Annotated in this window: 21 protein-coding genes; 6 read left to right on the forward strand and 15 right to left on the reverse strand. The window is 72.6% G+C overall.

The window, feature by feature from the left end; genetic code table 11:
* Nucleotides 1-12: 12 nt before the first annotated feature.
* Nucleotides 13-1,149 carry a helix-turn-helix transcriptional regulator gene (locus ACZ4TG_RS05645; RefSeq protein WP_468160044.1) on the reverse strand — a complete coding sequence of 379 codons (1,137 nt, stop codon included), beginning with the start codon at nt 1,147-1,149 and terminating at the stop codon, nt 13-15.
* 168 nt (nt 1,150-1,317) lie between these two features.
* On the opposite strand from ACZ4TG_RS05645, the gene ACZ4TG_RS05650 reads away from it, so the two are divergent.
* Entirely contained in the window at nt 1,318-2,103 is a 786-nt protein-coding gene (locus ACZ4TG_RS05650) for a site-specific integrase (protein WP_468160045.1), read from the forward strand.
* Here the strand turns inward: ACZ4TG_RS05650 and ACZ4TG_RS05655 are convergent.
* The 10 genes from ACZ4TG_RS05655 to ACZ4TG_RS05700 form a co-directional block, all read right to left on the reverse strand.
* Nucleotides 2,100-3,077 carry an NAD(P)H-quinone oxidoreductase gene (locus tag ACZ4TG_RS05655; RefSeq protein ID WP_468160046.1) on the reverse strand — a complete coding sequence of 326 codons (978 nt, stop codon included), beginning with the start codon at nt 3,075-3,077 and terminating at the stop codon, nt 2,100-2,102. The genes ACZ4TG_RS05650 and ACZ4TG_RS05655 overlap by 4 nt on opposite strands.
* 46 nt (nt 3,078-3,123) lie before the next feature.
* On the reverse strand, nt 3,124-4,224 hold the full coding sequence (locus ACZ4TG_RS05660; RefSeq protein ID WP_468160047.1) for a potassium channel family protein: 1,101 nt from the start codon (nt 4,222-4,224) through the stop codon (nt 3,124-3,126).
* Nucleotides 4,212-5,552 carry a molybdopterin molybdotransferase MoeA gene (locus ACZ4TG_RS05665; RefSeq protein WP_468160048.1) on the reverse strand — a complete coding sequence of 447 codons (1,341 nt, stop codon included), beginning with the start codon at nt 5,550-5,552 and terminating at the stop codon, nt 4,212-4,214. The genes ACZ4TG_RS05660 and ACZ4TG_RS05665 overlap by 13 nt, the downstream gene beginning before the upstream one ends.
* Nucleotides 5,549-6,409 carry an NTP transferase domain-containing protein gene (locus ACZ4TG_RS05670; RefSeq protein WP_468160049.1) on the reverse strand — a complete coding sequence of 287 codons (861 nt, stop codon included), beginning with the start codon at nt 6,407-6,409 and terminating at the stop codon, nt 5,549-5,551. The genes ACZ4TG_RS05665 and ACZ4TG_RS05670 overlap by 4 nt, the downstream gene beginning before the upstream one ends.
* A 218-nt stretch (nt 6,410-6,627) precedes the next feature.
* A complete protein-coding gene (locus tag ACZ4TG_RS05675) occupies nt 6,628-7,167 on the reverse strand; it encodes a bacterial proteasome activator family protein (RefSeq protein ID WP_468160050.1) in 540 nt (179 codons plus the stop codon).
* A gap of 115 nt (nt 7,168-7,282) precedes the next feature.
* Nucleotides 7,283-10,015, reverse strand: coding sequence for an ABC transporter permease (locus ACZ4TG_RS05680; protein WP_468160435.1), 2,733 nt, complete (start codon nt 10,013-10,015; stop codon nt 7,283-7,285).
* A gap of 101 nt (nt 10,016-10,116) precedes the next feature.
* The gene (locus ACZ4TG_RS05685) at nt 10,117-10,860 is read right to left on the reverse strand and encodes an ABC transporter ATP-binding protein (protein WP_468160051.1); all 744 of its coding nucleotides are present in this window, start codon (nt 10,858-10,860) and stop codon (nt 10,117-10,119) included.
* A gap of 25 nt (nt 10,861-10,885) precedes the next feature.
* Nucleotides 10,886-11,545, reverse strand: a complete 660-nt coding sequence (locus tag ACZ4TG_RS05690) for a PadR family transcriptional regulator (protein ID WP_468160052.1) — start codon at nt 11,543-11,545, stop codon at nt 10,886-10,888.
* Nucleotides 11,546-11,652: 107 nt separating this feature from the next.
* The gene (locus ACZ4TG_RS05695; RefSeq protein WP_468160053.1) at nt 11,653-12,252 is read right to left on the reverse strand and encodes a hypothetical protein; all 600 of its coding nucleotides are present in this window, start codon (nt 12,250-12,252) and stop codon (nt 11,653-11,655) included.
* 133 nt (nt 12,253-12,385) lie between these two features.
* Nucleotides 12,386-14,029, reverse strand: coding sequence for a protein kinase domain-containing protein (locus ACZ4TG_RS05700; protein ID WP_468160054.1), 1,644 nt, complete (start codon nt 14,027-14,029; stop codon nt 12,386-12,388).
* A 229-nt stretch (nt 14,030-14,258) separates the two neighbouring features.
* Here ACZ4TG_RS05700 and ACZ4TG_RS05705 point away from each other — a divergent pair, with 229 nt between their 5' ends.
* Nucleotides 14,259-15,872: a protein kinase domain-containing protein gene (locus ACZ4TG_RS05705; RefSeq protein ID WP_468160055.1), complete on the forward strand. Its 1,614-nt coding sequence runs from the start codon at nt 14,259-14,261 to the stop codon at nt 15,870-15,872.
* Between the two features lie 84 nt (nt 15,873-15,956).
* Here the strand turns inward: ACZ4TG_RS05705 and ACZ4TG_RS05710 are convergent, their stop codons facing one another.
* Both ACZ4TG_RS05710 and ACZ4TG_RS05715 read right to left on the reverse strand, forming a co-directional pair.
* The gene (locus tag ACZ4TG_RS05710; RefSeq protein WP_468160056.1) at nt 15,957-16,373 is read right to left on the reverse strand and encodes a pyridoxamine 5'-phosphate oxidase family protein; all 417 of its coding nucleotides are present in this window, start codon (nt 16,371-16,373) and stop codon (nt 15,957-15,959) included.
* Between the two features lie 152 nt (nt 16,374-16,525).
* A complete protein-coding gene (locus ACZ4TG_RS05715) occupies nt 16,526-17,188 on the reverse strand; it encodes a response regulator (protein WP_468160057.1) in 663 nt (220 codons plus the stop codon).
* 325 nt (nt 17,189-17,513) lie between these two features.
* Between ACZ4TG_RS05715 and pdhA the strand changes: the two genes are divergently transcribed.
* The 4 genes from pdhA (at nt 17,514) to ACZ4TG_RS05735 (ending at nt 22,131) form a co-directional block, all read left to right on the forward strand.
* Nucleotides 17,514-18,716: a pyruvate dehydrogenase (acetyl-transferring) E1 component subunit alpha gene (pdhA, locus tag ACZ4TG_RS05720; RefSeq protein ID WP_468160058.1), complete on the forward strand. Its 1,203-nt coding sequence runs from the start codon at nt 17,514-17,516 to the stop codon at nt 18,714-18,716.
* Between the two features lie 5 nt (nt 18,717-18,721).
* Nucleotides 18,722-19,702 carry an alpha-ketoacid dehydrogenase subunit beta gene (locus ACZ4TG_RS05725; protein WP_468160059.1) on the forward strand — a complete coding sequence of 327 codons (981 nt, stop codon included), beginning with the start codon at nt 18,722-18,724 and terminating at the stop codon, nt 19,700-19,702.
* Nucleotides 19,703-19,714: 12 nt separating this feature from the next.
* Nucleotides 19,715-21,211, forward strand: a complete 1,497-nt coding sequence (locus tag ACZ4TG_RS05730; RefSeq protein WP_468160060.1) for a dihydrolipoamide acetyltransferase family protein — start codon at nt 19,715-19,717, stop codon at nt 21,209-21,211.
* A gap of 164 nt (nt 21,212-21,375) precedes the next feature.
* Nucleotides 21,376-22,131, forward strand: coding sequence for a hypothetical protein (locus ACZ4TG_RS05735; protein ID WP_468160061.1), 756 nt, complete (start codon nt 21,376-21,378; stop codon nt 22,129-22,131).
* Between the two features lie 39 nt (nt 22,132-22,170).
* On the opposite strand, the gene ACZ4TG_RS05740 is transcribed toward ACZ4TG_RS05735, so the two are convergent.
* Together ACZ4TG_RS05740 and ACZ4TG_RS05745 are read right to left on the reverse strand one after the other, a co-directional pair.
* On the reverse strand, nt 22,171-22,584 hold the full coding sequence (locus tag ACZ4TG_RS05740) for a PPOX class F420-dependent oxidoreductase (RefSeq protein WP_468160062.1): 414 nt from the start codon (nt 22,582-22,584) through the stop codon (nt 22,171-22,173).
* A 78-nt stretch (nt 22,585-22,662) separates the two neighbouring features.
* Entirely contained in the window at nt 22,663-23,886 is a 1,224-nt protein-coding gene (locus ACZ4TG_RS05745; protein ID WP_468160063.1) for a DUF1266 domain-containing protein, read from the reverse strand.
* Nucleotides 23,887-23,931: the final 45 nt, after the last annotated feature.

Genomic DNA, 23,931 nt, shown 5'->3' on the forward strand with positions numbered 1-23,931 from the left:
CAGGTGGGCTAGTTAGAAGTAGTCCGCGAGGACTTGGGACCGGACGGGGTGCCGGAGCTTGAGCAGGGCCGTCTCACGGATCTTCCTGATGTGGGCGGGACTTATGCCGTGCAGCCGCGCCAGTTCGGCCTGGGTCGCCCCCTCCATGACGACCTTGAGGATGATGTCCGCCTCCCGATCGGACAGCGTGTCCAGAACGCAGTGCACCTGCTCGGTGAGCAGGGCGCGCGTCACGGCCTCGACGGGGTCGTCCATGACGTCGGGGACGTCGTGCGGCCGGTCCGACAGGAGCGTCAGGGGGATCCCGTTCAGCTGGGTCTCCCAGGCAGGCCGGTGCAGACGGTGCTGGTGGGAGGCGTCCAGGCGCAGCTGCGTGACGGTGTCGAGCACCACGGAGAGCTGGGTGTCGACGCGGTTGCGGGTCCAGTCGTTCTCCAGCAGGGCGGCGGTGGCGCCGTCGACCCGGGAGCGGGTCGGGGCGAGTCCGAGCCAGCGCTCGATGAACCAGCGGACGGTCGCGGCGTCACCGTCGAGCGCCGCCCCGCGGGCCAGCAGCGCGGACGCCAGGGTGATGCGGGCCTGGTCACCGGTGGTGCCGCCGGCCCGGTACGCCAGGTCGCACCAGCGGCGCAGGACGGCGCGCAGCGCCGGGACGACGTCACCGTCCTCGTCCCAGTCGAGGTGGAGGACGGCGGGGAGGGCGGGCCGGATACCGACGTGCAGGGTCGTGGTGGTGCCGTCCTTCTGCGTGGGGGAGGGCAGCGGGGAGCGGACGGTACGCAGCAGGGCGTCGGCGGGATTGGCGAGGGCCGCCCAGACCTGGTGGCGCTCGGGGCCGACGAGGTTGATCTTCTTGTAGGCCCGTACCGCCTTCGCGGTGACGGCCGTGTTCGCCTTCTCGGCGGCGGGCGAGGTCACCCCCGTGCCGTACTGCCGCAGGTATCCGACCCCGTCGCGGGGGTCGCAGAGCAGGCCCCAGACGGGTTCCAGGACCGGGCCGAGGGTACGGGCGATCTTGTGGGCTCCTGTGATGACGGGGCCGGCCTCCAGCCGTCGGAGGTGGCGGCGGAGCAGCAGGAGCTCGGCGACCGTGTCCTGCCCGGTCGGCTCCGCCGTCGTGTTCGCCGTTGTGGTGCCGGCTTCGGCCATCCTGAGCTCCTCGGTCCGTGGACCCGGCGGGCCCTCCTACTTCATAGGGCGAAAAACGGGTGTGCGCGACAGTGCCTTCCGGACCCGGCTCTGACCTGCGTGGACGGCAACCGCCGGGAATCCGGCTTGGGATAACAGAACCTCAGGCCGGACCGTACTATCCCGGGCATGGACCCGGACCCGTACGAGGTGCTCGATGACTGGCTGGGGCGCGCGCCGCTCGTCGAGCGCAGCCGCGCGGACTACCGGGCCGAGGTGGGCGCTTGGCTCGCCTTCATCGGCGAGCGCGTCTGGTACGCCGAGCGCACGGACGTCGACGCCTGGTCGGGGGACGGCGCCAAACCCCGCACCAAGGCCCGCCGCGTCTCGTCCTTACGCGGCTTCTACCGGCACGCCCAGACCTACGACGCCTTCATCGACAACCCCGCCGGACGAGACCTGCGCCCCGCCGTCTCCGGCCTCCCGGCGGGCCGGCCCGCCCTGGACGGTCACCGGGCCGCCCTCTTCCTCGGCGCCCTCGACGGCTATACGGGCCCGCAGTACCAGCGCACGCGCGCCCTCGGCCACCTCATGCTCGGCATGGACCTCCGCGCCCATCAGGCCGTCGCCATCGACCTGGACGACTGGATCCGGGAACGGCACCGCACCACCGCCCGGATCACGCTCAAGGGCGGCGGCAGCCGGATCCGTCCCGTACCGCCGCCCGTCGCGCGCGCCGTCGCCGACTACCTTCCGCACCGCCGGACGGCGGCTGCGCACAGCAGCCCCGCCGCCGGTCCGCTGCTGACCAGCAGCCGGGGCCGCCGCCTCGACAGTCACACCACCCCGACCGCCCTGATGCGGGCCGTCGCCGCCGCGCACCCGCTGCTCGCGGGCACGGCGGCCGCCGTCACCGGCGACGTCCTCGCCGCGACGCCCAGCCCGTACGCCGCCGACCGGTGGGACAGCCTTTAGGTGGTCAGGAGGAGCTTGCCGACGTGGGCGCTGGATTCCAGTACGCGGTGGGCTTCGGCGGCGTCGCGCATGGGGTACGTCGCGTGGACGACCGGCCTCACCCGGCCCGTCGTCAGCAGCGGCCAGACGTGCTCCCGTACCGCCGCGACGATGGCCGCCTTCTCCTCCAGCGGCCTGGCCCGCAGCGAGGTCGCGGTGATCGCCGCCCGCTTGGCGAGCAGCGCGCCCAGGTTCAGCTCCGCCTTCACCCCGCCCTGGAGGCCGATCACCGCGAGGCGGCCGTTCACGGCCAGGGCCTCCAGGTTCCGCGCCAGGTACTTCGCGCCCACGATGTCCAGGATCACGTCCGCCCCGGCGCCGCCCGTCGCGGCCCGCAGTTCCTCCACGAAGTCCTGCTCGCGGTAGTCGATCAGGATGTCCGCGCCCAGCTCCGCGCAGCGCGCCAGCTTCTCCTTGCCGCCCGCCGTCACCGCCACCCGCGCGCCGACCGCCTTGCCGAGCTGGATCGCCATGGTGCCGATCCCGCTGGAGCCGCCGTGCACCAGCAGGGTCTCGCCGGGACGCAGCCCGGCGATCATGAACACGTTCGACCACACCGTCGTGACCACCTCGGGCAGCGCGGCGGCGGTCACCAGGTCCACGCCCTCCGGGACCGGCAGCAGCTGCCCCGCGGGGACGGCCACCCGCTCCGCGTACCCGCCGCCGGCCAGCAGGGCGCACACCTCGTCGCCCACCGACCAGCCGGACACCCCGGGCCCGACCTCGACGATCCGCCCGGAGCATTCCAGGCCGGGGTAGCGGGAGGCGCCGGGCGGGGGATCGTAGAACCCCTGCCGCTGGAGGACGTCGGCGCGGTTCACGGCGCTCGCCGCGACCTCGACGAGCACCTCGCCCTCGCCTGCCACCGGATCGGGTACTTCGGCCCAGACCAGGGCGTCGGGGCCGCCGGGCTGTTCGATCGTGATCGCATGCATGGCCCGGAGGCTACGCGAACCCGCCCGCACGGCCCAGCAGCCCCGGCTACTGGGCGGGCCCCAGGGTTATCGGCGGCGAACTCGGCGGTACCGCGCGGACGATGCTGATCAGGCGGTCCGTCAGCTGGAGCGGGCTCGCGTGCGGGTCGTCGTACGGCAGCAGCCGGTGGCCGCGGAGCACGCTCACCACCAGGTCGTCGGCCTCGCGGACCGGTTTGCCGACCTCCGCCCTCCTGACGGGCCGTTCGATGAGGTCCAGGCCGCTGCCCTGCTGGATCAGGTCCTCCATCACGGCGCCCGCGCTGGGGCTGAGCACGGACAGGCCGAGCAGCCGGCCCGCCGCGCTCGCGCTCGTGATGACCGCGTCCGCGCCCGACTGGCGCAGCAGCGGGGCGTTCTCCTCTTCCCGTACCGTCGCGACGATCTTCGCTCCGCGGTTGAGCTGGCGTGCCGTCAGCGTGACCAGCACCGCCGTGTCGTCCCGCTGAGTGGCGATCACGACCTGCCGGGCCTTCTGCAGTTCGGCGCGGAGCAGCACGTCGGAGCGGGTGGCGTCCCCGACGACCCCCGTGAAGCCCTCCGAGTTGGCCATGTCGATCACCTTGGCGCTCGGATCGACGATGACCACCTGCTCCTTGTGGAGACCGGTGGCCAGCAGCGTCTGCAGGGCCGAGCGGCCCTTCGTGCCGAAGCCGACGACGACCGTGTGGTCTCGCAAGTTCTTCCTCCAGCGGTTCAGCCGCCACTCTTCCCGGGTCCGTTCGGTGAGGACTTCCAGGGTGGTGCCGACCAGGATGATCAGGAACAGTACGCGCAGCGGCGTGATCAGCAGGATGTTCACCAGCCGCGCGCTGTCGCTGTACGGGACGATGTCGCCGTATCCGGTCGTCGACAGGGTCACGGTCGCGTAGTAGACGCAGTCGAGGAAGTCGACCTTCTCGTTGGCGTTGTCGTGGTAGCCGTCCCGGTCGATCCACACGAGCAGGACCGTCAGGAACATCACGAACAGGGCCATGAGCAGCCGGATGCCGACCTGGCGCAGGGGCTTCTCGACCACCCGCTTGGGCAGTTTGATGCGCCGTGAGACGAGTTTCTCGTCCGCGCCCCGGGCCATGGCGTCCTGGCCGTGAAGTTTCACGTGAAACATCCCCCCGCTGCCCAGGGCAGATCGAGTACTTCCAGTTCCTGCCCGGAGCGCGCGCCGTGCGGCGGTACGACGGCCAGCGCGTCGGCGGCGGCCACCCCGCGGAGCATCGCCGGGCCGTGGTAGCGCAGCGGTACCGCGTGCTCGTCGGTCAGCAGCACCGGCACGAGCCGGGTGTCGTACGGGTGGCCGGGCACGTCGCCCTGCACGGCCACCGTGTACCGGGGGCGCTGCCGGCGGCCCGCGAGGGCCCGCAGCAGCGGCTCGGCCAGGGTCAGCAGCCCGGAGACGGCGGCCAGCGGGTTCCCGGGCAGGCCCACGACGTGCCGGCCCGCGCCGCGGTCCCCGAGCCGGGCCAGCAGCATCGGATGCCCGGGCCGCACGGCGACCCCGTCGACGAGCAGTTCGGCCCCGGCGCGGAGCAGTACGGGGTGCACGTGGTCGACGGGGCCGGAGGCGGTCCCGCCGGTGGTGACGACCAGGTCGGCGTCGGAGGTGGTGACGGCCTCGTACAGGGCCTCGGCGCCGGCGGGGTCGTCGCCGAGCCGCCGCGTGGCGGTGACCTGGGCGCCGAGCCGGGTGAGCCACGGGCCGAGCATGGGGCTCAGGGCGTCCCGGATCAGTCCGTCGTGCGGGCGGCCCTCGGTGAGCAGCTCGTCGCCGAGGACCAGGATCTCCACGCGGGGCCGGGGCCGGGTCTCCAGCTCGTCGTACCCGGCGGCGGCCGCCAGGCCGAGCACGGCCGGGGTGACCAGGGAGCCCGACGGCAGCAGCAGGTCGCCGGAGCGGCACTCCTGGCCGCGCGGGCGGATGTCCTGGCCGGTGGCGACGGGCCGCTCGGCGTAGAGCAGGGAGCCGGCCTCGCGGGAGTGCTCGCTGCGGATCACGGCGCTGGTGTCCGCGGGGATCCGGGCGCCGGTGGCGATCCGTACGGCCTCTCCGTCCGCGAGGGGCTCGGGCCGCTCGGAGCCGGCCAGCACCCCGCCGCCGCGGATGCGCCAGGGGCCGGGTCCGGCGACGGCCCAGCCGTCCATGGCGGAGGTGTCGAAGGACGGCAGGTCGGTGAGGGCGTCGAGGGGGCCGGTCAGCACCTCGCCCAGCGCCTCCGCCAGGGGCAGCCGATGGGTACGGGCCCGGACGCCCGCCCCGGCCCGTGCGGCGGCCTCGCGCGCCCGGAGCCAGGGGGCGGCGCGGTGTCCACCGCCGTCCGGGTCGCGGGCGACGAGGGCCAGGGCTTCGTCGAGGGCCTGCTCGGCACTGGCTCCGGAGCGGGGGCCGGCGGCGGAGGCGGTGGTCTCGTCCGGGACGCGCTCGGCGTCGGTGCGGGTCATCCGGAGCCGGCTTCGGGGGCCCCGGGGGTTTCCTCGGCCCACCGCAGCGCCAGTTCGGCGGCCTTGCGGGAGGCTTCGGCCACGGCCTCGGCGGGGTCGGCACCGGCGGCTTCGGCGCGGGCCGCCGCGTAGCCGACGAGGAAGGTGGTCAGCGGGGCTGCGGGGCGGGCGACGCCGTGGGCGGCGTCACGGGCGAGGTCGAGCAGGGTCTTGGTGTCGACGGCGACGTCGATGCCCAGCTCGTTCTTGACGGCGGTGATCCATTCGTCCAGCACGGTCCCATGCTCTCTGATCCGGGCCCTGGCCGACGCGAGATCATCCCAGGTGTCGCAGTCGAACGAGGCGAGTGGTGCGGTGGCGGTCACGGCCGCCAGGTCGAGCTCCGCGGTGAGTGCGCGCAGCGGCAGCCCGGTCAAGTTCCCGTGCTCGGCGGCCAGGAGGGCGATCTCGCGGCGGAGCGGCTCCGCGCGGTAGGCGGCGACGAGGGGCTGGTCCCGCCCGTCGGCGTCGCGCAGCATCGCCCCGTCGGGCCCGGGCGCGTCCAGCAGTGCCCGGACGGTGTCCCGGTCCAGGAAGGGCAGATCGGCGGAGAGCACGAGCACGCGTGCGGCGGTCGTCGCGCGCAGTCCGGCGTCCAGCGCGGCCACGGGCCCGCCGCCGGGGGGGTCCTCGCGGGTCCACCGGACCGGCCGCGAGGTGGCCCGGCGTCCGCCGACCACGACGGTGGCGTCGGCGTCGGCGCAGGCGTCGAGGACCCGGTCGAGCAGGGCTCGGCCGCCGACGTGCAGGGCGGGCTTGTCCGCCCCGCCGAGCCGCCGCGCGGCTCCGCCGGCGAGGACGATGGCGTCGTAGCTCATGCCTCCGAGTATGCGCGGACCATGTTGCGCGCGGGTTCCCGCACTTACCGCGGCCCTACCGCGGCGCTGTGAGCTCGCTCCACCGCGACGCTGTGAGTTCCCGCTGCGGCGGCACGGAAAACGCCGGCCGGGCCGCGTGCGCGGCCCGGCCGGCGTTCGAAGCCCGGGCCCCCCGGCGGGGCCCCCGGCGGGGCCCCCGGAGGCCGGCGCCTAGAGGTCTAGAGGTAGGGGCCCGAGCGGACGGCGCCGTGCGGGCCTTCTTCGTCGTCATCGTGGGAGCCGCCCGGCGGGAGGGCCCGGCGCATCTGCTCCAGTTGTGCGCGCGCCGCCATCTGCTGCGCGAACAGGGCCGTCTGGATCCCGTGGAAGAGACCCTCCAGCCAGCCCACCAACTGCGCCTGCGCGATCCGCAGTTCGGCCTCCGAGGGAATGGCCTCCTCGGTGAACGGCAGGGACAGGCGCTCCAGTTCCTCGACCAGCTCGGGAGCCAGGCCGTCTTCCAGTTCCTTCACCGACGCGGCATGGATGTCCTTGAGCCGGACCCGGCTCGCCTCGTCGAGAGGTGCGGCGCGTACCTCTTCCAGGAGTTGCTTGATCATGCTGCCGATCCGCATGACCTTGGCGGGCTGTTCGACCATCTCCGTCACCGGAACCTCGCGCGACTCGTCATCGGCGCCGCCGACCGTCATCCCGTCCTGTCCGACGATCAGGACGTGCGGGGGACTGTCCTGCGACCGTTCACTCCTCGGCATCTCCATGCCGTCATTCTCTCGCACACCTGCTTACTCACACGGTGTGCCCCCGTACAGGCGTGATCCACCCTGTACGGGGGCACGAGCATGACCCCGCCGTCACCCCGCGGTCACGCAGCGGTCACCCCGCCGCCCGGCGGGCCAGGGCGCCGCTCGACTTGGTGACGAGGGCGGCCAGCACCGCCGCGCCCAGCGGGACCACGACGAGCAGCCCGACCAGCGTCTCCCACGGCACGGAGATCGGCACGTACAGCACGTCGTCGGCCCCGGCGCGCTCGAGGAGACGTTTCATCGCCTCCCGCTCGGTGAGCCGTAGCCCGACCGCCGGCAGGATCCCGGCCACCGAGCCGAGGACGACGCCCATCATGGCCACCACCCCGCACTGGAAGCCGCTCAGCGTCCGCCGCACCCGCGGCGGCGCACCGACCGCGGCCAGCGTCTTCAGGTCGGCCTCGGCGTCGGCCTGGGCCAGCCCGGTGGCGATGCCCGCCGCGCCGATGGTGACGATGCCCGCGAAGATGGTGAGGGCGAGCATGGGGAGCGTGTCCTTGCCCTCGTAGCCCTGCTCGATGTGGACGGGGGCCTCGATGCCGATCTGGTCGATGCGCCCGGCCAGCTGCTGCTTCTGCGAGCTCGTGGGCTTCTCGGCGAGGCTGAAGTACGAGCCGACGGGCGCGGTGCCCAGACCGGCCGCCTTCACGACGCTCGCGGGGAAGATGGCCGCGATCCCGTAGGAGGAGTCCTGGTCGGCCACCTCGTGGACCGGGATGATCTTGTCGGTGCCCTTCGGGTCGTCCCAGGGACCGGAGCCCTTCTGCGACTCCTCGGTGACCACCCGCAGGTTGATCCTGCCGTCCTTGATGTTGCGCTTGTCGAACGAGAGGACCTGGCCCGACTTGAACGCGGACACCGCCGCCGGGTCGGTCACCCCGAGGACGTTCAGCAGCTTCTCGTCGGCGACGACGATGTCGAAGGACGGCATCGTCCGGGGCTGCTTGCACCGCCAGTCCTTGTACAGCTCACGCCGCTGCTGGTCGGTGAAGGACTCGAACGCGTCCGCCGAGGCGTAGAGCGGGCAGCGGTTCTCCTTGGGCTTGATGATCTCCGCGCGGCCGCAGCCCGGATCCAGCGAGTACGAGTCGCACGAGGGCTTCCCGACCGCGATCCGGTCCACGTCCGCCCGTACCGAGACCGGGAGTTCCTTCGAGACGGCGTCGCGGACGGCGGGCATGTCCCGGTACCGGTCGTTCTCATGGCTCGTCACCAGGCCGGCACCGGCCGGCAGCTTGGCGACGTACTCGTAGCGGTTCTGGATGTCCTGGCTGTGTGCGTACGTGGACACCGCGACCGTGCCGGCGACGGCGGCCAGGACCGCGGCGACCGCGGGAGCCGTACGCCCCCGGTTGCGCACGGCGTCGCGCAGCGCGAGCCGCGGCGACAGCGGCAGCCACCGCCCGAGCCGCCCGAAGAGGCCGACCAGGGTCGGGGTGAGGGCGACGACGCCCAGCTCCGCGACGGCGCTGCCGCCCGCGACGACCAGCGTTCCCATCTCGGAGGCGGCCCCGTACAGGGCGATCGCGGCGCCTCCGGCGACGGCGAGCAGGCCGAGGACGGGCAGTACCCGGTTGGCCCGCCGGACTCCGCGGCGGCCGGTCAGCGAGGCCAGCACGGTCTGCCGGGAGGCGGTGACCGCGGGGACGACCGCGGCCAGCAGGCCGGTGATCACGGCGAGCAGGGCGATGGCGAGGAGTTCCAGCGGCCGGACTTCGAAGCCGCCCCAGCGCAGCCCCAGGTACCCCTCCAGCACCGGCTGGAGGGCGAGGGTGAACGCCATGCCGAGGGCGGTGCCGACGACGGCGGAGGCCGCGCCGATGACCAGGCCGCCGGAGAGCACGATGGCCCGGATGTGCCGCCGGTCGCCGCCGTTGGCGCCGACCAGGCCGAGCTGGCGGCGCGAGCGCCGGGCACCCACCGCGAAGGCGGGTCCGGCGAGCAGGCAGATCTCCAGCATGGCCAGGCCGACGACGGTGGCCAGCAGGGTCATCTCGACGGTGCGGTCCGGGCCGTCCTGGCGGAAGTTGCCCTCCTTCTTCTGCTGGTCGTACAGGGGCACTTCGGACTCGGCCGGCGGGTTCAGGCCGACGGCGCGGGAGATGACGACGATGCCCTTGGTGTTGGCCGCCTGGACCATGTTCCACGTGAAACCATCGCCGCCGAGCTTGACGAGGTAGGTGTCGCTGGCCGTCACCCCCTGGGTGCCGGCGGCCTGAAGGGCCTGGTCGAGCGGGGTGAGCAGGGTCCCGGGCGGGGCGATGAGCTCCACGTCGTCCAGCGCGGACGGAAGCTCGTACGCACCCACGACCTTGTAGGCACGGGTGGACCCGCGCGGGGTCAGCTCGGAGCCGACGGAGAAGCCGGACTGGTCCAGGAAGCTCTGGGTGGCGATGACCTCGCCCGGTGCGGAGGGCATCCGGCCGCGCAGAAGCGTCAGCATGCCCTCGACGAGCGGGCTGGCCGTGTCCAGCTCGCGCAGGTTGGTGTCGAGCAGTCCGTGCGTGGTGCGGACCTTGGCGTCGCCCTTGCTGTCCTTGAGGACCTGGGCGCCGGGCGGGACCACGCTCTGCGCCTGGTCCTTGCCCTCGTTGCGCTTGGAGAAGTCGTAGGCGCTGTAGCCGCCGACGGGATCGGAGGTGTTGCCGTCGGGCGACTGGTAGATGGCCGTGCCCATGCCCGAGTCGCGCAACCGGGCGTCGGCGGCGCCGATCTGGCGGTCCAGCGTCTCGGACACGGTCAGGGAGGCGCTGCGCACCGTGAGGTCGGCGGCGCTCACCCCGATGATCGGCAGGGCGATCATCGCGAGGACGAGGGCGCTGCGCCCCTTGGCGCGCCAGGCGTCGCGGCGGGCGATGCGGATCGCCGCGATCCACGAGTGGTACCAGGACTGGAGCGGGGAGGTCACAGGCCGGCCGCCCGCCCCGAGAGCAGGGAGTCGGCCTGGCTGCGCAGGGTCTCGTCGACGACGCTTCCGTCGCGCAGGAAGACCACCCGGTCCGCCCAGGCGGCGAACCGCGGCTCGTGCGTGACCAGGATCCCGGCCGCCCCGGCGTCACAGCGCGAGCGCAGCAGGGCGAGCACCGACTCACCGGTCTCGGAGTCCAGGGCGCCGGTGGGCTCGTCGGCGAGGACCAGGCGGCGGTCGCCGACCAGGGCGCGGGCGATGGCCACGCGCTGCTGCTGCCCGCCGGACATCTCGTCGGGGAAGCGGTCCGCGAGCTGGCCCAGGCCCATCTCCTCCAGGGCGGCCAGGGCGGAGGCCCGCGCCTTGCGGGCGGAGATCCCGTCGAGCTCGCGGGGGAGGGCCACGTTTTCGGCGGCGGTGAGGGCCGGTATCAGGTTGTAGTCCTGGAAGACGTAGCCGATGCTGCGGCGGCGCAGCGCGGCGAGCTGCTTGCGGCTCGCGGTGGTGATGTCGGTGCCCTCGACGATGACGCGGCCGCTGCTGGGCGTGTCGAGTCCGCCGGCGAGGGTGAGCAGGGTGGACTTGCCGGAGCCGGACGGGCCCATGACGGCGACGAGTTCGCCGGGGTACACGGCGAGGTCGATGCCGCGCAGGGCGTGCACCTCGGTGGCGCCGCTGCCGTGGGTGCGGACGAGTTTGTCCAGCTGGAGTACGGGCTGCTGTGACTGCTGGTCAGGCATGAAGGGTTCCCCCTGGGAGGGTGTTTCAGCTCCGCCGCGTACGGGCGGCGGAGGGAAGGTCGGTGGCGTTTCCCGCGGACGGGGCGTTTCCTGCGGACGGGGCGGCCTGCGGCGGATCGGGATCGGCTCTCCGGTCGGCCGGCAGGGAGAGCCGGACGAGCCGCGCCTCGCAGTGGTCGAGCCAGCGCGCCTCGGCCTCGGTCTGGAAGATGAGCTGTTCGAGGACGAGCAGCCAGGCGATGTCGTCGCGTTCGCGGGTGCTGCCGCTCTCGATCGCGGCGAGGGCCTGCGCCTTGAGCCGGGTGTAGTCCTGCATCGCCTTGATCGTGGCGTGCCGCTGGGACTGGATGACGGCGCGGATGTCCACACCGGGTGCGCCCACGGCCATGGCGAGCTTGATGGACAGCTCGTCGCGGGGCGGGTTGGTGCGGTCGACGGGGCGCTCGTACCACTGGTGCAGTTCGGCGCGCCCGGTGTCGGTGATGGCGTAGAGGGTGTGCCCGGCCGGGTCCTCGCCGCCGGGGGCGACGAGGCCGTCGCGCTCCAGGCGGGCGAGGGTGGTGTACACCTGCCCGACGTTGAGGGGCCAGGTGGAACCGGTCCGGGATTCGAACTCGGTACGCAGCTGAGAGCCGTACCGAGGACCCCGTTCCAGCAGGGCGAGAAGGCCGTGGCGGATCGACATACTCAGTATGTATACCGAGTATGCACCCGGGCGCAACCGTCTCAAGGCCTACGTCGCCAGAGGGACAGGAGGGTCCGCACCCGCCTCAGGTGCCGTTGGACGGGGCGTCAGCGACCCCGGCGCAGCCGCACTCCCATGAAGCCCAGACCCAGTCCCATCAGGGCGAATCCGGTCCCGAGCGGCAGTATGTGCGCGGCCAGATCGGCGGCCCGCTCGTTCGGCCCGGTGCCGAGCGCCCCGACCGTCGAACTCTTGCTCGGCGCGGGGCTCGGCCGGGCGGCGGGCTCGCGGTGCGTGCCCCGGGGCGGGTCCGCCCGCCCGGGCTGCTCCGGATGCCCGGGGTGCTCGGGGTATCCCGGCCGCTCCGGCCGCTCCGGCCGCCCGGGCCGCTCCGGATGCCCCGGCTGCTCCAGCCGGCCCGGCCGCTGGGGTCGCGGTCCGAGCGGCCGGGCGGCCAGTACGGTCCGGGGGTCGGCGGGCTCGGCCACGGGCCGCCCGGGCCGCTCCCGCCCGGCGCCGGCGGCGCTGCCGGCCAGCTCCTCGTAGGCCTCTTCGGGTACGTCGGCCACGGGGTCGGGGTGCGCGGAGGAGGTGGCGGCGGGGGTGCGGGCGGGGTTCTGGGCCTGCGCGGGGGCGGCGGCCAGCAGCGCGGCGGCGGCCAGCGCGGTCCCGGCCGTCCAGCGCGGGACGCGGCGGAGTCGAGTCACCAGAGCCCCTCCCGTCCGAGCGTCCGAGACGTTTCGCTCAGATTTACATAGTGGGGCAAAACAGGCACCCCGGACGACCCATCAGGGTCGCCCGGGATGCCGGTGTGTCGCGGACCGCCTCAGCGGCCGGCCGCTACTGGGGGTCGCCGGTCGAGACGAACAGCGTGTACTCCTGGCCTTCCTTGGCCACGTCGGCGCCGGCCACCGGCACCTGCTCCAGCACCGTGTCCTGCCCGAAGACGTTCTCGTCCCGGGTCTCGATCTTGTACTTGCCGCCCGAGGCCTGGATGCAGGACTTCACCGAGAGCAGGTTCTTGTACTTGAAGTCGGGCGCCGCGACCTTGGTCGCGTCCTTGTAGGACTTCGAGGGGTTCTTGCACTTGTCGACCTCGATGGTGCGCGTGAGGTCGGGCCCCCGGTGCCCCGCCGCCGGCGAGCCGGACGCGGAGGACGACGAGGACGGGGTCGCGGTGTCCTTGTCCTTGTCGTCGCCGCCCATGTTGAGCACCGCGATCAGCCCGCCGATGGCCAGCAGAGCCACCGCGATCGCGCCGACGATCACCGGCGTGTTCTTCTTCGGCGCGGCGGAGGCCTGGGCCGGCGCCGGATTCGGCGAGATGGTGAACGGCGGCGGGGTCTGCGGGGCGTACTGGTGCTGCGCGTGCTGCTGGGGCACCGGCGGCGGCGTGTGCTGCTGCGGCGGGTACGCGTACCCGCCCTGCGACGGGGCCTGGGGCGCGTACGGGGACGGCGCCGGGGTGTGCGGCTGGTACGGCTGCTGCACCGACTGCGGCGGCGCCTGGAAACCGGAGTCCACCGGCGGGAACACGGCCGAGCTCACGCCTGCCCCGCTGCCGCCCGCGTGCACGCCCGGGATGATCACCGGAGCGCCGGTCTGCCCGGCCGACAGCACCCGGGCGATCTCGTCGCGCATGGCCGCGGCCGTCGGGAAACGCTCGTTCGGGTTCTTCTTCAGCGCCCGCGCCACCAGCGCGTCCATCGACGGGCTCACCGAGCGGTTGATGGAGGACGGAGCCACCGGCTCCTCCTGCACGTGCGCGTACGCGATGGCCAGCGGCGAGTCGGCGTCGAACGGAATCCGCCCGGTGAGCAGCTGGAAGAGCATGATGCCGACCGAGTACAGGTCGGAGCGGGCGTCCACGCCGCGCCCCAGCGCCTGCTCGGGCGAGAGGTACTGCGGGGTGCCGACGACCATGCCGGTCTGGGTCATAGAGGTGACCCCCGACTGCATGGCCCGGGCGATGCCGAAGTCCATGACCTTGACCACGCCGCGCTTGGTCACCATCACGTTGCCGGGCTTGATGTCGCGGTGGACCAGCCCCATCTCGTGGCTGGTCTCCAGCGCGGCGAGCACGTCGGCGGTCACCTTCAGCGCCTTGTCGGCCGGCATCGCCCCGTACTGGTCGATGTCCGTCTGGAGCACGGAGCCGAGCGGCTGCCCCTCGACGTACTCCATGACGATGTACGGCATGAGCATGCCGTCGAGGTCGCCCTCGCCCGTATCGAATACCGAGACGATGTTCGTGTGCGACAGTTTCGCTACAGCCTGCGCCTCGCGCCGGAAACGCTCGCGGAAGGACGCCTCGCGGCCCAGCTCGCTGTGCAGCGTCTTGATCGCGACCTGTCGGTCGAGGGCCGTGTCGTAGGCGAGATAGACGGACGCCATGCCGCCTTCGCCCAGCAAGTCCCTTAGCTGGTAACGGCCACCGGCCAGGGAGCCGCCTGCGTACCGGCCCTGTGTGCCGTCCTGGCTCATGACTGTTGCTTCCCCTCGGGCTGTGTTCCCACACGTCTGGCAGAGCGCATGTGGCGCCCAGTCTGCCGGAGGGCAAGCACCAGTCAAGCCGGGTACCCGTTCCGTGACCACAAGGCCACCGCGCGCCATTGTCCGAACGGTGACCGGTTCCGAGGCTGTAGCGTTCGTCGGAGCACCCCAAGAGGACCACCGCTGAGTTGCGGCCCGAGAGAGACGACGGCGAGGACTGATGGCACCCGAACCCGAGGGAAACGGCGCCGGGATGGCCGAGGATCCTGAGCATTGGGGCGCAGGCGGCCTGGTGGGAGACGGCCGCTACCGGCTCACCCACCGCCTGGGCCGCGGCGGTATGGCGGAGGTCTTCGCCGCCGAGGACGTCCGGCTGGGCCGGACCGTCGCCGTGAAGCTGCTGCGCGCCGACCTCGCCGAGGATCCCGTCTCCAAGGCCCGCTTCACGCGCGAGGCGCAGTCGGTCGCCGGGCTGAACCACCATGCCGTCGTCGCCGTGTACGACTCGGGCGAGGACCGGGTCGGCCCGAACGTCGTCCCCTACATCGTCATGGAGCTGGTCGAGGGCCGCACCATCCGCGACCTGCTGATCAGCGCCGAGGCCCCGGGCCCCGACCAGGCGCTCATCATCGTCTCGGGTGTGCTCGAAGCCCTCGCGTACTCGCACCAGCACGGCATCGTGCACCGCGACATCAAGCCCGCCAACGTCATCATCACCGACGCCGGCGCGGTCAAGGTGATGGACTTCGGCATCGCCCGCGCCCTGCACGGCGTGCAGTCGACGATGACTCAGACCGGCATGGTCATGGGCACCCCGCAGTACCTGTCCCCGGAACAGGCCCTCGGCAAGGCCGTGGACCACCGGTCCGACCTGTACGCGACGGGCTGCCTGCTGTACGAACTCCTCGCGCTGCGGCCCCCCTTCACCGGCGAGACCCCCCTGTCGGTGGTCTACCAGCACGTCCAGGACGCGCCGATCCCGCCGTCCCAGCTGCCCGACGGCCACCACATCCCGCACGAGCTCGACGGCCTGGTCATGCGGTCGCTGGCCAAGGACCCGGACGACCGCTTCCAGTCTGCCGAGGAGATGCGCGGACTGGTCCAGTACGCGCTCCAGATGCTCCAGGAGCAGGGCCCGAACACCGGCACCTGGAACACCGGCCCCGTCACCATGGCGCTGCCGCACGGCCAGCCCGGCGGCAACGCCACCGCGGCGATGCCCCAGGGCGGTCCGGGCGGCCAGCGCCCGTACCCCTCGCACGCCACGACCTCGCAGTTCCAGCAGCCGATGGTGCCCCCGCTGAACCCCGACGACGGCTCGGCCTTCCCGGGCGGCGGCGGCAACGGGAACGGCGGCGGCCACGGCAACGGCCACGGCAACGGCGGCTACGACGGCTACGACGACCGCCGGGGCGGCGGCCGCTGGAAGATGTGGGTGTTCGCGCTGCTCGCGGTCCTCGCGATCGCCGGCGGTGTCGCGTACGCGGTCAAGACCGTGGGCGGTGGCGGCGGTGGCGGCGAGAACAACCCGCCGGCCACCAAGCAGAGCTCCCCGGGCAACCAGCAGAGCCCGTCGGACACTCCGCAGACCACGCCGTCCGCGCCGAGCTCGGATTCCTCGCGCACGGACGACGAGGAGACGTACAAGCCGACGCCGAGCCGGAGCAAGTCCACGCCGAGCTACAGCCAGCAGCCGAGCAACACGCCGTCGTCGAGCCAGTCGGAGAAGCCCCCGGCCGGCTCCGCGTCGCCGTCGAACTCGTCGAAGCCGTCGACGCCGACGAGCAGCAAGCCGAGCCCGCCGAGCGGCGCGCCGAACCCCGGCGTCGGCTGACCCGCGCCGGGTGACACGTACGTACGGGAGAGGGCCCGGCGGAATTGATTCCGCCGGGCCCTCTCGTGTGTTCGTATCCGCAGATCAGAGCGCGTGCTGGTAGGCGCGGTCGCGATTGCCGGCCAGCGAGTGCACGGTGACGAGCTGGGGTTCGATTCGCATGTAGACGGGGTCGAAGACGGCCCCGTCGATGAAATGCGGACCCGGACCGAATAGTTCCAGTTCTGCGTTGGCCGGTTCCACGATCTGCGCCGTGCCGGTGAACTGCACCGACCACAGTTGCCGGTCCCGGGAATTGAAGTTGTCGGCGCCGTACGCGACCACGCTGCCGTTGCAGGCCTGGTGGTAGCCGAAACCGGCGTGCATTCTCAGGAGGACCTCGCCGTCCACCACGATGTGCCGGGCCAGCGCGAGGAAGGGCAGCGCGCGCATGCTGGTGGCCACCCGGCCGTACGGCACCCGGCGCAGCAGTTCGATGGCGTGGAGTTCCTCAGGGGACATGCGTTCCACTCTCCGCCGCCGACACACGGTCGGGAAGAGGATCCCGCCCCGGGCATCCGGGACGTTGGTCCCGAATGACACGGCGCGACCCGTGGAATCCCGGGGCCGCGGGGCCCTGCCCCGCGCGGCCGTGCCCAGCCGCCCGCAGGGACCTACGCGCGCTTCTCGGCCTGCAGGCGCGCCACGTACGCGGCGGCCTGCGAGCGGCGCTCCATGCCCAGCTTCGACAGGAGGCTGGAGACGTAGTTCTTGATGGTCTTCTCCGCGAGGTGCAGCCGCTCGCCGATGACGCGGTTGGTCAGGCCCTCGCCGATCAGGTCGAGGATCTTCCGCTCCTGCTCGGTGAGGTTGGAGAGCCGGTCGTCGCCCTTGCCGCGGTTGCCGTCGCGCAGCCGCTCCAGCACCCGGGCGGTCGCCACCGGGTCCAGCAGCGACTTGCCGGCCGCCACGTCCCGCACGGCGCTGAGCAGTTCATTGCCGCGGATCGCCTTCAGGACGTAGCCCGAGGCGCCCGCCATGATCGCGTCGAACAGCGCCTCGTCATCGGCGAACGAGGTCAGCATCAGGCACTTGATGTCCTCGTTCTGGGAGCGGACCTCCCGGCACACCTCCACGCCGCTGCCGTCCGGCAGCCGTACGTCGAGGACCGCCACGTCGGGGCGGGTGGCCGGGATGCGGACGAGTGCGTCCGCGGCCGTGCCGGCCTCGCCGACGATCTCGATGTCGTCCTCGACGGACAGGAGCTCGTGTACACCCCGGCGTACCACTTCGTGGTCGTCCAGGAGGAATACCTTGATTTTTCCGATTTCGGGCACGGAGTCAGTTTCACACACTCACCCCTTCCCTGCCGCAGTTACCCGGGATAACGTGCCGTTGTTCCGGCCCCCTGCAAGGCTGTGACCAGTGGTTGTTCCCGCCACCGCGGATTTACTTGGATATCCAAGCAAAAACGCAGGTCAAACGGGGTTTCGCAGTTATGCGAGGCACTGGGTAACGTGCATTGCGCAGGGCACTCGCCGGGGCACCTGTCACGCCTGAATCCCGTACGCTCCGCGCACCCACCCCGTGCACGGGTACAGATACAGGTGAGCCGCACTGGACCCCGGAGAACCCGGGTGCCGGACCGACGGAGGAGCACACGTGACCGTGGAGAGCACTGCCGCGCGCAAGCCGCGACGCAGCAGCGGCACCAAGCGGGCGGCGGCAGGCGCGGCCAGCGCCCGCAAGACCGCCGCTGCCACCGCACAGCCGCACGACGCCGAGCCTCAGCTCGTACAACTGCTGAACCCTGAGGGAGAACGGGTCGAGAACGCGGACAACGCGGAATTTGCCCCCTTCGTCGCCGACATCACCACCGACGACCTGCGCAATCTCTACCGCGACATGGTCCTGACCCGCCGCTTCGACGGCGAGGCGACCGCCCTGCAGCGCCAGGGCGAGCTGGGCCTGTGGGCCTCGCTGCTCGGCCAGGAGGCCGCTCAGATCGGCTCCGGCCGCGCGCTGCGCGACGACGACTACGTCTTCCCGACCTACCGCGAGCACGGTGTGGCCTGGTGCCGCGGAGTCGACCCGACCAACCTGCTCGGCATGTTCCGCGGTGTGAACCACGGCGGCTGGGACCCGAACATCAACAACTTCCACCTGTACACGATCGTCATCGGCTCGCAGACCCTGCACGCGACCGGTTACGCGATGGGTGTGGCCAAGGACGGCGCCGACTCGGCGGTCATCGCCTACTTCGGCGACGGCGCGTCCAGCCAGGGCGACGTGGCCGAGGCGTTCACCTTCTCGGCCGTCTACAACTCCCCCGTGGTGTTCTTCTGCCAGAACAACCAGTGGGCGATCTCCGAGCCGACCGAGCGCCAGATGCGCGTACCGCTCTACCAGCGCGCCCAGGGCTTCGGCTTCCCCGGCGTCCGCGTCGACGGCAACGACGTCCTGGCCTGCCTGGCGGTCACCCGCTGGGCGCTGGAGCGGGCCCGCCGCGGCGAGGGCCCGACCCTCGTCGAGGCGTTCACGTACCGGATGGGTGCGCACACCACCTCCGACGACCCGACGAAGTACCGGCTCGACGAGGAGACCGCGGCCTGGGAGGCGAAGGACCCGATCCTGCGCCTGAAGGCCCACCTGCTCGCGACGGGCGGCGCCGACGAGGCGTTCTTCGCGGAGCTGGAGGCCGAGAGCGAGACGCTCGGCAAGCGGGTGCGCGAGGTCGTACGCGCCATGCCCGACCCGGACACGATGGCGATCTTCGAGAACGTCTACGCGGACGGGCACGCGCTCGTCGACGAGGAGCGCGCGCAGTTCGCCGCCTACCTCGCGTCCTTCGAAGGTGGGGAGTGACCGCCATGGCCGTTCAGAAGCTGACCATCGCGAAGGCGCTCAACGATTCGCTGCGCAAGGCCCTGGAGACGGACCCGAAGGTCCTGATCATGGGAGAGGACGTCGGCAAGCTCGGCGGCGTCTTCCGCATCACCGACGGACTGCAGAAGGACTTCGGCGAGGAGCGGGTCATCGACACCCCGCTCGCCGAGTCCGGCATCGTCGGCACGGCGATCGGCCTGGCCCTGCGCGGGTACCGGCCGGTGGTCGAGATCCAGTTCGACGGTTTCGTCTTCCCCGCGTACGACCAGATCGTCACGCAGCTCGCGAAGATGCACGCCCGGTCCCTCGGCAAGATCAAGATGCCGGTCGTGATCCGCATTCCGTACGCGGGCGGCATCGGCGCCGTCGAGCACCACAGCGAGTCCCCGGAGGCGCTGTTCGCGCACGTCCCCGGCCTCAAGGTGGTCTCCCCGTCGAACGCGAGCGACGCCTACTGGATGCTCCAGCAGGCCATCCTCAGCGACGACCCGGTGATCTTCTTCGAGCCGAAGCGGCGCTACTGGGACAAGGGCGAGGTCGACGTCGAGGCCATCCCGGACTCGCTGCACGGCGCCCGGGTGGCGCGCAGCGGTACGGACGTCACCCTGGCGGCCTACGGCCCGATGGTGAAGGTCTGCCTGGAGGCGGCGGCCGCGGCGGCCGAGGAGGGCAAGTCGGTGGAGGTCGTGGACCTGCGCTCGATGTCCCCGGTCGACTTCGACGGCATCCAGGCCTCGGTGGAGCGCACGCGCCGTCTCGTGGTCGTCCACGAGGCGCCGGTGTTCCTGGGCGTGGGCTCGGAGATCGCCGCGCGCATCACCGAGCGGTGCTTCTACCACCTGGAGGCGCCCGTGCTGCGCGTGGGCGGTTTCCACGCGCCGTATCCGCCGGCCCGCCTGGAGGACGAGTACCTGCCGGGCCTGGACAGGGTGCTCGACGCCGTCGACCGCTCGCTGGCGTACTGAGGAGCCACGTTCATGACGATCCGCGAATTCAAGATGCCCGACGTGGGCGAGGGCCTCACCGAGGCCGAGATCCTCAAGTGGTACGTCCAGCCGGGTGACACGGTCACCGACGGCCAGGTCGTCTGCGAGGTCGAGACGGCGAAGGCGGCCGTGGAGCTGCCGATCCCGTTCGACGGCGTGGTGCACGCCCTCCTCTTCGAAGAGGGGGTCACGGTCGACGTCGGCCAGGTGATCATCTCCGTGCGGACCGGGGGCGCGGACGAGGCCCCCGAGGCCGTCGAGGCGGTCGAGGTGCCCGCCGCTGCCGCTGCCGCTGCCGCCGCCGCTCCGGCGGAGGAGGAGCCGGCCGCCCAGGCGCGCCAGCCCGTCCTGGTCGGCTACGGCGTGTCCACGGCCTCCACGAAGCGCCGCCCCCGCAAGGCCGCCCCGGAGGCCGGAGCGGGCTCGGCGGCCGCTCCGGTGGCGGTTCCGGCAGCCGTCCCGGCCCAGCCGGGCGCGGCACCCGCGCAGAACGGCACCGCGGCTTCCGCGACCGCCGCCGCCGCGAACGGCACCGCCGCGCTGAACGGCAACGGGCACGCGGGCGCCGAGCGCCCGCTGGCGAAGCCGCCGGTGCGCAAGCTCGCCAAGGACCTCGGCATCGACCTGGCCTCGGTGGTTCCCACCGGCGATGGCGGCGTCGTGACCCGGGAGGACGTGCACGCGGCCGCAGCTGCCGCGATCACCCCGCAGGCCGTGGCCCCGGCACCCGCCGCCGCGGCTCCGGCTCCGGCCGCCGCCCCCCTCCAGGCCCCGGCCGAGGCGACGGCGCGCGAGACCCGCATCCCGGTCAAGGGCGTCCGCAAGGTCACCGCCCAGGCCATGGTCGGCTCCGCCTTCACCGCTCCGCACGTCACCGAGTTCATCACCCTCGACGTGACCCGGACGATGAAGCTGGTCCAGGAGCTCAAGGACGACCCGGACCTCGCCGGTCTGCGGATCAACCCGCTGCTCCTGATCGCCAAGGCCGTGCTGGTGGCCATCCGCCGCAACCCGGACGTCAACGCGTCCTGGGACGAGGCCGCCCAGGAGATCGTGCTCAAGCACTACGTCAACCTGGGCATCGCCGCGGCCACCCCGCGCGGGCTGATCGTGCCGAACATCAAGGACGCCCACACCAAGACGCTCGGCGAGCTGTCGGAGTCCCTGTCCTCGCTGGTCGCCACGGCCCGCGACGGCAAGACCTCCCCGGCGGACATGCAGAACGGCACCATCACCATCACCAACGTCGGCGTCTTCGGCGTCGACACCGGTACGCCCATCCTGAACCCCGGCGAGTCCGCGATCCTCGCGGTCGGCGCGATCAAGCTCCAGCCGTGGGTCCACAAGGGCAAGGTGAAGCCGCGCCAGGTGACCACCCTGGCCCTGTCGTTCGACCACCGCCTGATCGACGGCGAGCTGGGCTCCCGCTTCCTGGCCGACATCGCGGCGGTCCTGGAACACCCCCGCCGCCTCGTCACCTGGGCGTAGCAACCTCCGCCCGCCCGCACGGGCGACGTGGTGCCGATGGCCGGTCTCCGCACAGGAGCCCGGCCATCGGCCGTTCCCGTGGAGCGGACCCCGGGCGATCTGCCGCAACCGCTTCAGCCGCAGGCGGCCGTCCCGGTAGCCTCCCGCCGGGGAGAGGGGGCCGGGTGTCCATCGCCGAGTTGCAGGTGTACTCCGTCGAGCGGGCCGACGTCACCGGCGGGGTGTGCGTGGTGCGCTGTGTCGGCGGGACCGCGCGCGCCGGGCAGGTCTACGCCGCCGGGGAACAGCGGCTCGGGCTGCGGCGCATAGAGCGGTACGGGCGGACCGTCGGCTTCTTCGACGCCGGGCACGTGGCGAGGGTGCACCTGTCCGGGGCGATGGTCGCCCTGCTCACCCGGGGGCAGGTGCTGACGTACGTACCGCCGGACGGGCATGCGCTGGAGGAGCTGGAGGCCTGGCTGGCCACCGGTCCGCCGCTGCTCGACGAGCCCCACCCCGACACCCTGCGCTGCCTCGCCCTGGGCCGGATGCGGGACGACGGGCTCCCCGACGCGGTGCGGATCCGCTGGGGGCGGGTGGCGCTGGCCGCGACGATGCGGGCGGGCCGGCCGGACGAACTGGCCCGGTGGGCCGAGCTGGCGGCCGTACGGGGCTACCTGATCTTGGAGTTCGGCCCCGGGCGGGGCGGGGACCCGGCCGAGCTGTGCCGCGAGGTGCTGGCCCTGATCGACCTGACCCCGGCGGAGGCGGCGGCGCGGGCCCGCGCCTGGCGGGACCTGCCGCGGGGCCGCATCCTGCACCTGCGGCGGATCAAGAACCTGGTGCCCTGGATGACCCTGGTACGGCCCCACCTGCCGGCCGGCGACCCCCTGGCCGAGGCCGTCGACGCCTGGTCGGCGGTACGGGACCGGCTGCCGTGACGGGCGCCCGGAACACGGCTCCGGACGCCCGGACGGCAACTAGGCCTTGACGGCGTTGCCGAGCACCTTGGTCGGGGTGATGCGCACGATCACCCGTACCTGCTCGGCGGGGGCTTCCACGAAGTCCTTCGCGCCGCCCGGCCCCAGGTACTCCTCGGCGATCCTGGCGGTCACCGTCCGGCCGGCGTCCTCGGTCACGGAGGCGGTGCCGCGGATCTCCGCGTACAGGAAGGGGTTCGCCAGGTCGAAGACGGTCAGGCCGACCCGCCCGTCCCGCACGATGTTCCGCTCCTTGCGGCGGCCCCGCTCGGTGGAGATCAGCAGTTCGTCGCCGTCCCGGGACACCCAGACGACCGAACTCTGGGGACCGCCGTCGGGGTTGATGGTCGTCAGGACGGCGGGGTGGGACGCGTCCAGCAGCCCGCGCACGGTGTCGTTCAGCTCAACAGTCATGCTCCGGAGCCTAATTGGCTGTCCCTCGCGAGAGGCTCGGTTCACGTACCCGCAATCCGACTACCCGAGGTCTTCCGGTCATCCCCACGGGATGTTCAGCCACGGGCTGCCGGGGTCGGTGGTCAACTCCCGGTGCGCCGTGACCATCTGCTCGTACCAGCGCCCGAACTCCTCCTCGTCGAAGTGCATGCAGCGGCCGAGGACGAACCCGGCCGACAGGTCCTCCCAGGACCGGTACGCCAGCCGGCAGGCCTTCCCCGCCCGGACGACGGCCCGCTCGGTCTCCTCCAGGCTCCCGAAGCGGGCGCCGAGGCCCCAGCGGGCCATCTGGGAGGCCCGCCCGTAGTCCCAGGCCTCCACGGAGCGCACGTACCTGCCCTCGCTGAGCAGCCCGTCGGCCCGGAAGCGCTGCTCGTAGCGGGCGATCCGCCCGATGACCCGCTGCATCCCCGCTATCTCCCCCTCGACCTCGGCGGCGGGCCGGGGCTGCGCGACGGTGACCCCGTCGGGCGTGAGGCGGGGCTCGGCGGCGCGTCGGGCGTTGGCCCGCAGGGCGGACTCGGTGGCGTGCCGCCAGTGCTCGATGTCGACCGGTCCGGCGAACTCCTTCGCGAGGGCCGTGCGGACGCGCAGCGCGAACTCCCAGACGGGGCTGACCAGGTCGGCGCCCAGCAGCTGCTCGGTGGTGTCCAGCCAGTCCTCGCGGGTGGTGATCCCCCACCACTCCTTGAGCTTCTCGCGCTCCTTGGTGTAGCCCTGGCCGTGGTAGGCGAGGGCGTTCCAGAACAGTCCGTTGCTCACGGACAGGAGCGCGCCGCAGGCCAGTCCGAACGCGACGGGCCCGTGCAGCGGGCCGCCGAGGTGCAGGCCGTGGACCTTGCCCTGCTCCAGGCCCACGTAGCGGGGCCGGCGGCTGTCGTGCAGCGCCCACGCGGCGCGGTGGGCGGGGGTCGCGGGCAGGAACACCTCGAAGGGCGTGCCGGGGTTGATCGCCAGGTACGGCGGGCCCTGGGGCGGGTAGCCCTCCGCGAACCAGCCGAGGTCGACGCTCTCGAAGACCAGGTCGGGCGTGGGCACGGGGAGCATGCCGTCCGTGAAGGCCACGTACGCCTCGGCGCCGACCTGCGGGAAGTGGACGCGCTCGCGCTGGATGCGGGTGGGGTTCGCGTCCTGGAAGGCGCGGGACTGGGGGACGAAGAGGTCCGCGAGCGCCAGGGCGTCGAAGAAGGCCGGCCAGTCGCCCGCGGCCCTGGCCTCGTACAGCTCTCGTTCGATGGCGCTCGGCGCGGTCCAGGTCCCCATGGGGGAACCCTAACGGGGGCCTTCCGGCGGGAAATCGGCCCGTCC

It is taken from the genome of Streptomyces sp. NPDC028314 (genome assembly GCF_055565795.1).